General features: G+C 40.6%; 9 protein-coding genes. 6 read left to right on the forward strand and 3 right to left on the reverse strand.

Features of this window, described 5'->3' with window-relative positions; translation table 11 throughout:
* The first annotated feature begins 28 nt into the window (after positions 1–28).
* The 5 genes from aceE (at position 29) to R3E32_08325 (ending at position 9524) form a co-directional block, all read left to right on the forward strand.
* On the forward strand, positions 29–2710 hold the full coding sequence (gene aceE, locus R3E32_08305) for a pyruvate dehydrogenase (acetyl-transferring), homodimeric type (protein ID MEZ4884710.1): 2682 nt from the start codon (positions 29–31) through the stop codon (positions 2708–2710).
* 145 nt (positions 2711–2855) lie between these two features.
* Positions 2856–4178, forward strand: a complete 1323-nt coding sequence (locus R3E32_08310) for a 2-oxo acid dehydrogenase subunit E2 (GenBank protein MEZ4884711.1) — start codon at positions 2856–2858, stop codon at positions 4176–4178.
* A gap of 300 nt (positions 4179–4478) precedes the next feature.
* Positions 4479–4658 (forward strand): hypothetical protein, encoded by a 180-nt coding sequence (locus tag R3E32_08315; GenBank protein ID MEZ4884712.1) that lies wholly within the window; start codon positions 4479–4481, stop codon positions 4656–4658.
* Between the two features lie 206 nt (positions 4659–4864).
* Entirely contained in the window at positions 4865–6994 is a 2130-nt protein-coding gene (locus tag R3E32_08320; GenBank protein ID MEZ4884713.1) for an ATP-binding protein, read from the forward strand.
* A gap of 454 nt (positions 6995–7448) precedes the next feature.
* Entirely contained in the window at positions 7449–9524 is a 2076-nt protein-coding gene (locus R3E32_08325; GenBank protein MEZ4884714.1) for an ATP-binding protein, read from the forward strand.
* 10 nt (positions 9525–9534) lie between these two features.
* On the opposite strand, the gene R3E32_08330 is transcribed toward R3E32_08325, so the two are convergent.
* From R3E32_08330 to R3E32_08340, 3 genes are all read right to left on the reverse strand, one after another.
* The gene (locus R3E32_08330) at positions 9535–10824 is read right to left on the reverse strand and encodes a metal ABC transporter permease (protein ID MEZ4884715.1); all 1290 of its coding nucleotides are present in this window, start codon (positions 10822–10824) and stop codon (positions 9535–9537) included.
* Positions 10825–10836: 12 nt separating this feature from the next.
* Positions 10837–11622 (reverse strand): metal ABC transporter ATP-binding protein, encoded by a 786-nt coding sequence (locus tag R3E32_08335; GenBank protein ID MEZ4884716.1) that lies wholly within the window; start codon positions 11620–11622, stop codon positions 10837–10839.
* A gap of 320 nt (positions 11623–11942) precedes the next feature.
* On the reverse strand, positions 11943–12896 hold the full coding sequence (locus R3E32_08340) for a zinc ABC transporter substrate-binding protein (protein ID MEZ4884717.1): 954 nt from the start codon (positions 12894–12896) through the stop codon (positions 11943–11945).
* 228 nt (positions 12897–13124) lie between these two features.
* Here R3E32_08340 and R3E32_08345 point away from each other — a divergent pair, with 228 nt between their 5' ends.
* Positions 13125–14492 carry an NAD-dependent succinate-semialdehyde dehydrogenase gene (locus R3E32_08345; GenBank protein MEZ4884718.1) on the forward strand — a complete coding sequence of 456 codons (1368 nt, stop codon included), beginning with the start codon at positions 13125–13127 and terminating at the stop codon, positions 14490–14492.
* The last annotated feature ends 19 nt before the right edge of the window (positions 14493–14511 follow it).

Below are 14511 nucleotides of genomic sequence, written 5' to 3' on the forward strand. Positions count from 1 at the left end.
TAAAACAGATTCAAAACACAAAACAACTATGCAGGACGCACCTATTTTGAATGATTGGCAGTTGGAGCAACAAGAATGGCTCGAAGCATTGGAAGAAATAGTGGAAGCACATGGGAAGGAAAAATCGGCAGAACTGTTTCAATCACTCCGTCATTGGTTAGCTCGAAAAGGAATTGCCAACAGTGGTTCCGCCATCAACACTCCTTACCTCAATACTCTTTCTGTAGACGACCAACCTGACTATCCTGGTGACTTAGAAATAGAACAAGAACTCGAAAATATTCTCAAATGGAATGCACAGGCCATCGTTTTGCAGGCGTATGACAAAGGTACAGCGCTTGGTGGACACATTGCGACCTATGCAGGTGCGGCTACATTTATTGAAGTATTGATGAACCATTTTCTCCGCAAAAAATCAGCAGACTATGGTGGTGATACCTTTATGATTCAAGGTCATGCTTCTCCTGGCTTGTATGCACGGGCTGCAATGGAAGGACGGTTGAGTGAATATGAAATTGCCAATTTTCGACAAGAAACCATCGGTGGTGTTTCCTCCTATCCGCACCCTCGCCGTATGCCCGATTTTTGGCGAGTGCCTACGGTCAGCATGGGACTTGGGCCTTTGATGGCGATTTACCAAGCTCGGTTCCAAAAATACTTAGAACACAGAGGATTGAAGCCTAAAAATGGCGGAAAAATTTGGCACATCATCGGAGATGGCGAAATAGACGAACCTGAAATCTTGGGTTCTATCAATGTGGCTTCCGGTCAAGACTTGGATAATCTCGTGTTTATTATCAACTGCAATCTGCAACGTTTGGATGGCCCTGTTCGTGGAAATGGCAAAATTATTCAAGAATTGGAGCGTTCTTTCTTGGGTAGCGGCTGGAATACATTGAAGTTGATTTGGGGCAGTGAGTGGGATGAGCTTTTTGCCAAAGACAGCGAAGGTGTATTGTTGAAGCGATTGGAGGAAATGGTAGATGGAAATTTCCAAGAATTGAACACCCTTCAAAACGGGGCGGATATTCGCAAAAAATTGGCCAACGGGGATAAAAAAATTGAAGCATTGTTGGCGGATTACAGCGATGAACAAATCAAAAACCTGCGACGTGGCGGACATGACCGTGAAAAACTCTATGCGGCTTTCCAAAATGCGCTACATGCGGACAAACCTACGGTTATTTTGGTCAAAACAATCAAGGGTTATGGTATGGGCAAATCTGCCGAAGGTTTGAATACAGCCCATCAGGTCAAAAACCTACAAGAGGACGACCGCATCACCACCAAAAATGGCTACAATATACCTATCAGTGATGAGGATGCTTTGGCTGCAAAGTTTTACTTCCCCGATGCAGACAGCAAGGTGATGCAATACTTACACGAAAAACGCAAGGCTTTGGGAGGTTATATTCCTGAACGCTTGGACGATTACCCTGCAATTGAAGCTCCTGACAATGAAACACTTCAACCTTTATTTGAAGGTAGTGAAAGCTCTGGTGGCAAAGATTTTTCTACAACCGCTGCGGTTGTTCGTTTGTTGACCCAATTGCTCCGCAAATCTTCCATCAAACAGTATATTGTGCCTATCGTTCCCGATGAAGCACAGACTTTTGGAATGGAATCTATCTTCAATTCTGCCAAGATTTACAATGCCAAAGGACAGCTATACGAACCTTTGGAGATTGGGATTTCGGTGATTAAATACAAGGAAAGCAAAACAGGTCAGGTATTGCAGGAGGGCATCAATGAGGCGGGTGCAACGGCTTCTTTCATTGCAGCAGGTACGGCCTACTCTACGCATGGCATTCCTACGATTCCGTTTTACATCTACTACTCGATGTTTGGTTTCCAAAGGGTTCAGGATTTGATTTGGGCGGGTGCAGATATGCTTGCCAAAGGATTTTTGTTGGGCGGAACGGCTGGACGCACGACCTTGAATGGGGAAGGTTTGCAGCATCAAGACGGTCATTCTCATTTGATGGCTTTGACCGTACCTTCGATTTTGTCTTACGACCCTGCTTTTGCGTATGAATTGGCGATTATTGTGCAGGATGGTATTCGCCGAATGTATGTTGAGAATGAGAAGATTTTTTACTACATTACGGTTTACAACGAAAACTACTTTATGCCGACCATGCCAGAAGGTGTGGAAGAAGGTATTCTGAAAGGTATTTACAAATACAAGGCTTCTGAAACGAAGGTCAGCAAAGGTAAAAAAGTGCATTTGTTGGGTTCAGGCTCGGGTATTGTACAGACGCTTCAAGCAGCGGAAATATTGGAAGAAATGGGTATTTCTACGGATATTTGGAGTGTCACGAGTTGGAACGAATTGTACAAAGAGGCAACCGCTTGTGACCGATGGAACATGCTACACCCTGATGCAAAGGAGGAAAAAACACCTTATATTCAACAGGTAATGAAAGGTGAAGAGGGTGTGTTTGTGAGCAATAGCGACTGGATGAAGCTGACCTCTGGTGCTTTGTACCCCTGGATGCCTGACGGTTTTGTGGCTTTGGGAACGGATGGTTTTGGATTGAGTGATAGCCGTGAGAACTTGCGAGATTATTTTGAAGTGAGTGGTAAATACATTGCTTATGCTGCTTTGCGAACTTTGCAGAAAAAGAAAAAGGTGACGAAAAAAGATTTGTTGGCTTTCATGGAACAACATGGGATTGAGAGTGATAAAATTGATCCTATGAGTGTTTAAGAACGGCTGGCGGTGGACGATAAACAGCGGACGAGAATTTGAATGCTAGAGGGTAAGGAGACACCTAGGGCTTTTGAGAGAATGAAAACACAAAAACATTAACACCTCAACACAAAAAGAACATTAACACAAAAAATAAAATACAATGAGTTACGAATATAAACTTCCTTCTCTCGGCGATGGCGTTACGGGTCAGGTGACGGAAATATTGGTGAAAGTGGGAGATCAGATTGAAGAGGAAGATACACTGATGATTGTCAGTACCGACAAAGTAGATGCCGAAATGCCAAGCGATGTGGCGGGTACGGTGGAAGCTATATTGGTAAGTGTGGGTGATGAAGTAAATGAAGGTGACTTGTTGGTACGTATCAATACTGGTGGCGAAAGCACTGCGGACACAAACAAAGCACAGGAAACACCCAAACAAGAAGAAAAACCCGCTGAGTCAGCTCCTGCAAAAGTAGAAGCAAAAGCAGAAACACCTCAAAAAGAAACGCCAAAAGAAGAACAAAAACCTGCTACTTCACCACAACAAACTGGAGGAGATGCCAACTTCCGTATGTCACCTTTGGCTCGAAAAATAGCGAGGGAATTGGGTGTGGATGCAGCTACTTTGAAGCCTTCTGACGGCAACCGCATCAAAGCAGACGATGTGCTGCAAGCTGCAAAAACGAAACAAGAAAAACTGGAAAAAGCTGCAAAAGCTCCTGCAAGTGGTGGCGGTGGTGGTATGGCGATTCAACCTTTACCCAATTTTGAGAAATTCGGCAAGGTGCAGCGCAAGGCTATGAGCCGTATCAATGCAGTGACCGCCGAGAATATGCACTACAGCTTTTCGGTGATTCCTCATGCTTGGATTTCGGAAAAGGCGGACATTACCAACCTCGAAGCACTTCGCCAACAATACAAAGATCGGGTGAAGGCAGCAGGTGGAAGCCTCACGATTACAGCTATTTTGGTAAAAGCCATTGCAGTGGTTCTTCGCAAAATGCCGCAATTCAATGCCAGTATTGATATGGAAACCAAAGAATTGGTCTTCAAAGATTACATCAACATTGGTGTGGCTGTGGACACTGATAGAGGTTTGTTGGTGCCTGTGATTCGAGATGTGGACCGCAAGGGTTTGACCGAGATTTCTATCGAATTGTCGGAAATGTCGAAGCGTACTCGTGATGGCAAAAACAACTTGACCGACATGGAACGTGGCAGTGGCAACTTTTCTATCTCCAATATTGGAGGAATCGGTGGTACAGATTTGAAGCCAATTGTCAATTCTCCAGAGGTGGCGATTTTGGGTATTACGGCTTCTTTGATGGAACCTCGTTGGAATGGCACTGAGTTTTTGCCTCGATTGATGATGCCAATGCACATTGGTTTTGATCATCGGGTCATCAATGGTGCGGATGCCATTCGTTTCTTGGTTGAATTGAAGAATATCTTGGAAGATCCGTTTTTGGGGTGGTTTTAGTAAAGACAAAAGATATGAAATTCAAGACGTAAGACTTGGATGTAAAAAGGGATTGCTCAACACGCAATCCCTTTTTCTTTAAAAGATAGTTTTTCCAAAAAAATAGAAATTATTGCCGCTACTTCAATTCCAAAAATACTAAACGTCAATTTCCCATACATAGATTTAATACTAAACAATAGTAATGGGTTTGGTTAAGTTTAGGGTTTATAAGATTTGTGGTATTTTTTTTGCTAATTTAGTACAATAGGATTAAAAATTATCCTCATCATTTTTTTACATTTAAAACACGTAAGGCTTATGAGCACTTTAAAAAAAATCACCACATTGAAGGAAGTACATGCTTTAGAAACTTCAAAGTCCAGCACTCTAAAAGGTGGTGGTATCGCAAATGGTAAAAATGGTTGTCCAATTGGCTATGAACCCATTGATCCGCTTAAATTCATGGAAAAAATGAAAAGAAAAGAAGCAAAACTTTAGCTACCATACATATAATAAAATAAATTAGCAATCAAATGCTTAATAAAAATGTCATCTTATTGTCAAGGTGGCATTTTTTTTGTAGTATGGTTATTAATACCTTATTGTCAAATACTGTTCACTAATTTTTTTCAATGCAATGCAAAGCCCTATATATTATCTTTAACATCACTTTGTCATTATTACTTTTATCAACAATTGACAAAGTGAATGCTACCAATATAGATAGTCTTCAATCCTTGATTATTGAATATGAACAAGATCAAGTCAAAGACAAATTAATGACCATTCACCATGAGATGGGGGACTATTACTATGGCGAAAAAGCCTACCAAAAAGCCATTGATTCTTACAATCTTTCTTTAGAATTTGCTCGAAAGTTGGACCAATCAACATTTACTATCGACAATCTGTATAAAATAGGGCGAATGTCCATTTTATTACAAAATAGCACCGATGCCATTGAAGTGCTATCAGAAGCTTATGAATTGGCCATTTCTGAACCTACACCCGATTTAACTAAAATCGGAAAGATTGCAAACTATCTATCCAAAACTTATAAAGAAATTGGCAATCTCGAACTTGCTTATCAATACCGATTGAAGGCCTTGCAGATATTTGAAGAATTGCAAGATTCCTCCAATATTGCAGCCTCGAAATTTGAACTGGGCAATATCTTCTTTTACCAAAATCAGTACAAAACAGCTATTCAATACTATAAACAAAGTTGGGAACTTGCTTTACAAGTTCATATTGTGGGTTTAGAGATGGCGAGTATAGGCTCTATTGGCAGTGCTTACGATAGATTGGAGCAAACCGAAAAATCTTTGGAGTACAATTTACTTGCTCTAAAAATTGCAGAAGAAAACAATTTAGAAAGTCAACAAGCAGATGCCCTGCACAATGTTGCTTCAAATTACCACAGCTTGGGGGAATGTAATAAGGCATTAGACTTTTATAAAAAATCTTTGTCTTACAAACAAAAACATGAAAACAAGTTTGGAGAAGTAGGTACTTTGAGAGCAATCAGTTCGGTATATTTGGACATGGGATATAACTCTTTGGCACTTCAATACTTAAAAGAAGCTCTCAAAATAGCCGAGGAAATAGATTCGGATACCCGCCGAATTGATGTCTATCAACGATTGGCATTGGCCTATGAGCAGAGCGGCAAACCTACTGAAGCGTGTACCTACATGAAGGCTTACATGGCACTGAAAGATTCGGTCATGAATCAAAATACACTGGAGGCAATGGCACAGGCAAAAACCCGCTATGAAGTAGATAAACGAGAGCGGGAAATCACCTTTTTGAAAAAAGAAAATGAGGTATTGGGGAAAAATCGAGAAATCACTTCTTTGCGAATGATGGCTTTGGTAGGATTGGTATTGGGTCTGGTGCTGCTGCTACTCATTGCAGCCTTTTACTATGGCAGTCAAAAACGCTATAACAAACTACTCGAAGAAAAAACAGCCCATATTGCTATCCAAAATAGCCAGTTGGAAAAAATGAACAAACAACTGGAAGATGTCAATCAATCTCAAAAAACATTCAACCATGTGCTGGCTGCAAAAAATCAACAAATAGAACTCCAAAATAAGCAACTCGAAAATACCAATGAAGAACTCAAGCAATTTGCATATGTAGCTTCCCACGATCTCAAAGAGCCGCTACGCATGATTGGTTCTTATACCTCCCTAATAAAGCGCAGATACACCAAACATCTGGATGAAGGCGCACAAGAATTTATGGGTTACATCACAGATGCTACCAATCGAATGAACAACCTATTGGAAGATTTGCTGTCCTATTCGAGAATCAATACACACAATCAACAGAAAGAGTCTATAAATATACATGAGGTCATTGAAGGCGTATTGGCAAACTTACACCTGGACATCCAACAAAAAAATGCCCAAATACGCATACACGAACTACCTAAAATAAGTGCAAATCGCTCACAAATGAGCCAGTTGTTCCAAAATCTTGTCAGCAATGCCCTCAAATTTTCGGACAGCGAACATCCTGAAATAGAAATCAGTGCGCAAACAAATGGCAAAATGCATGTCTTTTCGGTCAAAGACAATGGCATCGGTATCGATCCAGAATACCAACAAAAAATCTTTGAAATGTTCAGCCGACTACATACCCGTCAAGAATATGAAGGCACTGGCATTGGATTGGCTACCTGCAAAAAAATTGTAGAACGGCATGGAGGAATTATCTGGGTAGAATCAGAAAAACACAAAGGATGTACTTTCTATTTCACACTTCCGTATGACAATAAAATGACGAATCATGTTGAGTCTTCGTCAAGTTTGGAGAAAGCTATTTAAGACCGTTTCATTCATAAATTATTCAACATCCATTATTTGAATATTATTTTCCCAAACCAAATCTTCTCATTTCCTATCTTCTATTATTCCTCTATCTCCTCAAGCTACTTTTGGTATAATCTTTGGCTTACTTAGACTAAAATCAGTAAATATTACTGCATTCGTTTAACATCCACCTTCATTAATATTTTAGTAGACTTTTAAACCCAAATAACATGGAAGTTATTCAAAAAATTCAAGAAGACAATTCTGTGAAACCAATCACTGAGGACAGTCAAGTTATCATAAAAGGTGGTAGAAATCGACTAACATACAGTTCTAAAATAGATACCAGCCAATCGAGTCCTCCCCGATGGAAAGATGAATAAAGACACCATTCCACATCCCAATCCTCCCTATTACTTCAAATCAAAATCCCACTTAATATATTGAATAACAATTACCTACATCGAAAATGTATAAGCCTTACCTATTTCGGTATTTCACCATTCTATGCTTGTGTTACCTACCATGGTCTATCAACATATCAGCGGAAGTTATAGTCAACACACATTCCGATTCCTACACACAAGAAAGTGTAGAAACACTTGAAAAAGAAAAAAGTGAAGTTGTACGTTTATACGAACTTGGTAAAAAACATCATGCAGCCAATCATATAGAATCAGCCTTGACCGTTTTTCTTCAAAGTTTGGATAAAGTCGAACAACTTGATCTTTCCGAACTACAAGTAAAAATAACCCGCAAACTATCAAGCATTTACCAAGAAGTCGGCAATTTTGAATTAGCCTACAAATATCAACTTCAATCCTTAGAAACATATGAAGAACTATCCGATTCATTGGGTATAGCAAAAGCACTCTATGAAATTGGCAATATTTTCTTCTTTCAAAACAGTTTTGAATTGGCACTTCAAAACTACACCAAATCCAAAAAACTGGTCAAACACCTCGAAGACAGCATAGGCATTTATTCGTGTTTGGGAGCCATCGGTAGTGTTCACAACCGCCTCGGAAACACCGAAAAGTCGCTGGCAATTAACCTTCAGGCACTAGAACTGGCTGAACAAATGGACTATGCCGAAGGCATTGCCTACGCCTTGCACAATGTTGGAGCAGACTACTATGATTTAGGATACTGTGAAACCGCATTAGACTATTACCAAAAATCTCTATCCTACAAAAAAGACATCGGCGACAAGTTTGACGAAATACCCACATTGCAGTCCATAGGTCTTATTTATTTGGATATGAGCAAAATCGAAAAAGCATTAAGTTATCTAGATGAAGCACTAAAAGTATCAGAAACCATTGACGCAAAATCCAGAAAAGTAGAAATTTACCAACTCCTATCCGCTACATACGAAAAAAACAAGCACTACCAAGAAGCCTTTCACTACATGAAAGCCCATACCCTTCTCAAAGACTCTATCTTGAACGAAAATACGCTCAAAGAAATGGCGCAATCCAAAACACGCTATGAAGTCGCCAAAAAAGAAAAGGAAATTGTGCTACTCAAAAAAGAAAACGAACTACTCGGAAAAAACAAAGAAATCACTTCTTGGAAAAACTATTTCTTAGCCGTTTTGGTCGCATTTCTACTCTTTACCTCCTTTTTGTTCTTTTACTACTACAAAAACCAAAAACGCTACAACGGTTTATTGGCGGATAAAAATCTTCAAATTCAGCAACAAAATCAGCAACTCGAAGAAGTAAACGACCTTCAATCAGGCTTCAATGCAACCCTCAAAACCAAAAACGAACAAATAGAACTGCAAAACCAAAAACTCGCCAACTCCAACAAAGAGCTCAGACAATTTGCCTACATAGCTTCACACGACCTCAAAGAACCCTTACGCATGATTGGCTCCTACACATCCTTGCTTCGTCGCAGGTATTCCAACAAGCTAGACGAAGGAGCGCAAGAATTTATGGGATTCATTACCGAAGCAACCTCTCGCATGAACAACCTACTCGACGACTTACTGACCTATTCCAAAGTCGGCACACAAGAACTCAAAAAAGACTCCGTAAAAATGGGGGAAATAGTAGAAGTCGCCATGGCAAATTTGCAGTTGAACATCAAGCAAAAACAAGCTGTCATACATGTAGTAAGTTTACCAGAAGTGAAAGTCAGTCGTACACAAATGGGACAACTCTTACAAAACCTCATCAGCAATGCCCTCAAATTTTCAGATAGCAATCATCCCAAAATATGGATAGATGTACAGAAAAATGGCAAAGCCTATATCTTTTCTGTCAAAGACAACGGAATCGGCATTGCCAAAGAACACCAAGAACGCATCTTTGAAATGTTCAGCCGCTTACATACCCGACAAGAATACGAAGGCACGGGCATTGGTCTAGCTACCTGCAAAAAAATCGTGGAACAACACAACGGGAAAATATGGGTAGAATCGGAGAGTAATAAAGGCAGCACTTTTTATTTTACGATTCCTTTTAACAATGAGGAAATACTGCAAAATGCCGAAAAAAACACATTTAATGATGAGCGGGTGATGGCAAGCAGATAAAATTGTGAAATCAAACCGCCTCAGGAATCACACTATCATGTGGATCTTTCTCAGGAAAACCCAATTCAAGCTCCAATTGTGCTTCAATTTCAGGAGTGATAATGTGTTCAATCGCTTCGGCATCATGGTGAACATGGTCATCAGCAAGGTTCAGATAACGAGTTAAATACAACTCCCACAAACGGTGCAATCTCACCACTCGTTGCGCCAATACTTTGCCTTTTTCCGTCAATTGCCACTTTCCTCCTGAGTCCACTTTTTGAAGTAAACCCTTATTGATCAAACGTTGAATACCACTCCTCAAACGATGGTCTAACATGCTCCTCCTTTCCTTCAAATCTTTTATTTTTCGAGCTTCAAAAAAAGCATTGTCCCCTTCACCTAAGTGGTAAAAAATCTTCAATATATTCTCCTCCAAAATCTTTGCGTTGTTCTTTTTCATCGACCAATAACGTGACAATACTCCCCTCTTTGGAGCGACCAACATCGAAAAGATAGCAATGACCGACAAGACCACCACAATCCAAGGTCCCGTAGGCATAGACGTACCTTGATAAGAAATAAACGCCCCAAAAATGCCTGCCAACGCCCCAAAAACAGCCGCTAAAAACACCATTTTCGGCAATTTATCTGTCCAATACCGAGCAGCAGCAGCAGGCGTTATCAACATTGCGGCCATCAACACCACTCCAACTGCCTGAATCCCTACTGCCACCCCCAAAACCGTAATGGACGAAAGCGCAATTTCAATCATCCGAACAGGCAATCCAATAGATTCCGCAAAATGCAGATCAAAGGCAACAAGCATAAACTCTTTGAAGAACAGCATCACTACTCCAATCAATACCACACTCAAACCTCCAAACACCCATAAATCTGCCCCAACCATTGCCGCCGCCTTGCCAAACAAAAACTTATCCAATCCCGACTGCGAAGCATTACCCGATTGCTGAATCATGGTCAATAACAAAATCCCTATTCCAAAGAAAACCGAAAGGGTCAAACCAATTGCTGCATCTGATTTGATGCGGGAATGTTTCGTGATTCCGTCAATAACCACCAAAGATAGCCAACCCGTCACCACTGCTCCCACCAAAAGCACCAGAGGATGTTTCATTCCTGTAAGCATAAACGCCAAACACACTCCAGGCAAAACCGAATGAGAGACAGCATCACCTAAAAGCGCACGTTTCCGCAAAAAGGTAAAACAGCCTACTACGCCTGTACTTGCCCCCAACAATACCATCCCCAATACGACGTATCGCACATTGGGGTCTGACAATGAGAAAAAATCTAACATTTTTTTTTGTTTTTACTCCCTCACAGGAAACTCCTTCTCCTGCAACAAATCTCCCATTTGTGAAAGTACACTCAGCTTACCACCATAGGTTTGCTGCAACAATTTGGGGTTGAAAACCTCCAATTTAGGCCCAGAAGCCACCAATCGGGTATTCAACAAAATGATCCAGTCAAAATATTCATAAGCAGATTGAAGATCATGGTGTACCACCAAAATAGTTTTTCCCTCATCCCGCATATCCGACAAGAGTTCCAAAATCGCACTTTCAGTAGTCGCATCAATCCCTGCAAAAGGTTCATCCATAAAATACAAGTCCGCTTGCTGCGCCAAAGACCTCGCCAAAAAAACCCTTTGCTGCTGCCCTCCAGACAATTGTGCAATTTGACGATTGGCAAAACCCTCCATTCTGACCTTCTCCAAACACGCCAATGCTAAGTCTTTGTCAGATTTGGTGAGCCATCGAAACAAACCCCGTTTTCCATAACAACCCATTAACACCACATCCAATGCACTTGCAGGAAAATCCCAATCCACCGACTCCCTTTGCGGCACATAACTTACCTTGTTTCTTACTCTATCCAAATCCTGCCCAAACAACTTTGCATAGCCACTACTCAACGGAATCAAACCCATAATCGCTTTAATCAAGGTGGATTTACCCGCACCATTCGGGCCAATAATGCCCACCAAATTCCCTTTGGGAATCGTAAAATCTACATTCCACAAAGCAGGTTTTTTATTGTACGCAACCGTCAGATTGTGAACCTCTAATATAGGATTTTCTACTTGCGTAATCATGTTTTTTTGTGTTGTTTTTTTGTGTTGGGATTTTGGGGGTTTAGATTGTGAAACAATGCTCCTTAAATTTCAGCAGCATCGCTGCGACCCTATTTGTAGAACTAAAAGTAACCTTATTTTCAAGGGGCGTAGCCTCGACACCATAAAAAAACGTTGTTTATTACGTGCCGAAGCTACGCTCCTATTAGATTAATTTTCAGCATTTTTCTACAAATAGTGTCAAGGCTAAAGCCCTTTTGAATGTTAAATAACTTTCGTGAAAGTGTATTAAGGTGATTTTGTAATCAAGTGTTATTTCTTCTATAATTTTCCAATATCCATTACTTCAATGCCTCTACAATCGTCTTTGTATTGTATTCCACCATACCAATGTAAGTACCTTCTTTAGTGCCATCTGCTCCCATCGCATCCGAAAACAAAGTCCCACCAATTTTCACCGCATGACCATGCTCTTTGCAGCCTGCCACTACTGCCTCCAAAGGTTTTGCAGCCACCGAACTTTCAATAAAAATAGCTTTTAATTTTCGAGTGACAATCAAATTTACCATTTCCGTCACATCCTTCAAACCAAATTCCGCCACCGTCGATATTCCCTGCAAACCTTTCACCTCCATATCGTAGGTTTTACCAAAGTAGCCAAAAGCATCGTGAGAAGTAATCAACAAACGTTGATCTTTGGGAATGGTTTGAATATTAGCCGCCACTATCTTGTTCAGTTCGCCTAGTTTAGTTAGATAACCTTGCAGATTGGCTTGGTAGTAAGCAGCATTGGCTTGGTCTATCTGCTGCATTTTTTCTCCAATATGTTGGACTGCTTGTGTCCAAAGCGGAACACTGAACCAAATATGTGGGTCATAGGTCTTTCTACTTTCTGCACCACCACTATCAAAACTGGTGATAAGTTCGCTTTTGTCCAACACATCTCCAATCGCAATGACTTCCTTTTGTTTGGCCATTTTCTCAAAAATATCCTGCATTTTGCCCTCCAAATGTAAGCCATTGTAAAAAACAATGTCTGCATTGACCAATTTTTTAAGGTCACCTTGGGTAGCTTTGTACAAGTGAGGATCTACTCCCGCTCCCATAAGCCCTTCCACGTCTGCCTTATCTCCTACAATTTCGGTAACTGCATCCTTTATCATACCCGTAGTCGTCACGATGCGCCACTTTTTGTTTTGCCCTTCAATTGTTGAAGTAGAGTCTTGCGAATTGCAGCCTACAAATAAAAGGCAAGCAATCATTGACCAAATATTTATCCAAATTATTTTTTTCATATTGCAGTAACTTATTTTTTCCTTGTTGAAGAAAAGCTCGTTCAATAGAGGTGTATTGAAACAAAGATAAAATCTTTTATAGTCTAATCAAATTTTATTTTTAGACCAATCTAAAAAAACAAACAAAAATTACCGAATTTTGGTTTTTACAAGTTTTCATTAAAATGAAAAATCCAAAAAAGCTGTGTATATTTAAGGTTCATTTTATTCTACTTCAAGCACGAAACCATGAAATTTCTTTCTATAAACCCTACTACGAATCAACTCCTCAAACGCTTCAATACGCTTTCCAATAGTCAACTCACCGATGTATTGAAAAAGGCAGAATTTGGTTTTGCCATCAACCGCACAAGTTCTCTAAAGACTCGTTCAAAACGTATGAATACACTGGCAGGATTGCTGATGGAAAATCAAATTCCTTTGGCAAAACTGATTACTATGGAAATGGGAAAACCCATTGAAGAAGCTAAAGCTGAAATCAAGAAATGTGCTTGGGTCTGTGAATATTATGCCAACAATGCCAAACATTTTTTGAAGGATGAAATCATCAATACAGAGAATTCGGCAAGTGTTATTACCCATGCTCCTTTGGGTGTTTTGCTGGCGATTATGCCGTGGAATTTTCCGTTTTGGCAAGTATTCAGATTTGCTGCTCCTGCATTGATGGCGGGCAATTCGGTGATTCTCAAACATGCTGCCAATGTTCCTCAATGCGCCATTGCGATTGAACAATTGTTTCGGACGGCTCAGTTTTCGGAGGGTTTGTTTCAGAGTATTTTTGTGGATCATGGCATGGTGAAGCGCATTATTGAAGATCCGATGGTAAGGGGAATTTCTTTGACAGGCAGTAATTTGGCTGGTTCAACCGTGGCGGAATTGGCGGGCAAAAATATCAAAAAAACGGTGCTCGAACTGGGGGGAAGCGATCCCTTTATTGTGTTGGACGATGCCAATTTGAAGTTGGCAGCAGAGGCAGCTATTCAGTCTCGAATGAGCAATGCTGGGCAAAGTTGTATTGCAGCCAAACGTTTGATTGTGGTAGAACCTGTGCTGAATAGTTTTGTGGAACTCCTCACCGAACATATTCGTCAGTTGAAGGTGGGTGATCCGATGAATGAAGATACAGATGTCGGGCCACTTGCTCGTGAGGATTTGGCGGAAACAGTGGCGAAGCAAGTGAAGGAGTCTATGCGGTTGGGGGCAGAGGCAGTGATTGGAGGTAATCGCCCCGCTGACAAAAAAGGTGCATTTTTCAATCCTACTTTGTTGGTGAATGTGAAAGAAGGAATGCCCGTTTTTGAAGAGGAAATTTTTGGACCAGTGGCAGCAGTAATTGCTGCACGAGATGTACAACATGCTATCAGTCTGGCAAATAAGACTAAATATGGTTTAGGATCTTCTATTTGGACTTTAGACAGAGACAAAGCTACTCGATTGGCCCGTCAAATTCAAGCGGGTGGCGTATTTATCAATACAATCGTTCATTCTGACCCTCGTTTGCCTTTTGGTGGCATCAAGCAGTCGGGTTATGGGCGGGAATTGTCAAGCTACGGAATTAGGGAGTTTGTGAATACGAAAACGATTGTGGTGAACTAATTTTAAAATTAATTGATTG

It is taken from the genome of Chitinophagales bacterium (assembly GCA_041392475.1).
Taxonomy (GTDB): domain Bacteria; phylum Bacteroidota; class Bacteroidia; order Chitinophagales; family UBA2359; genus JAUHXA01.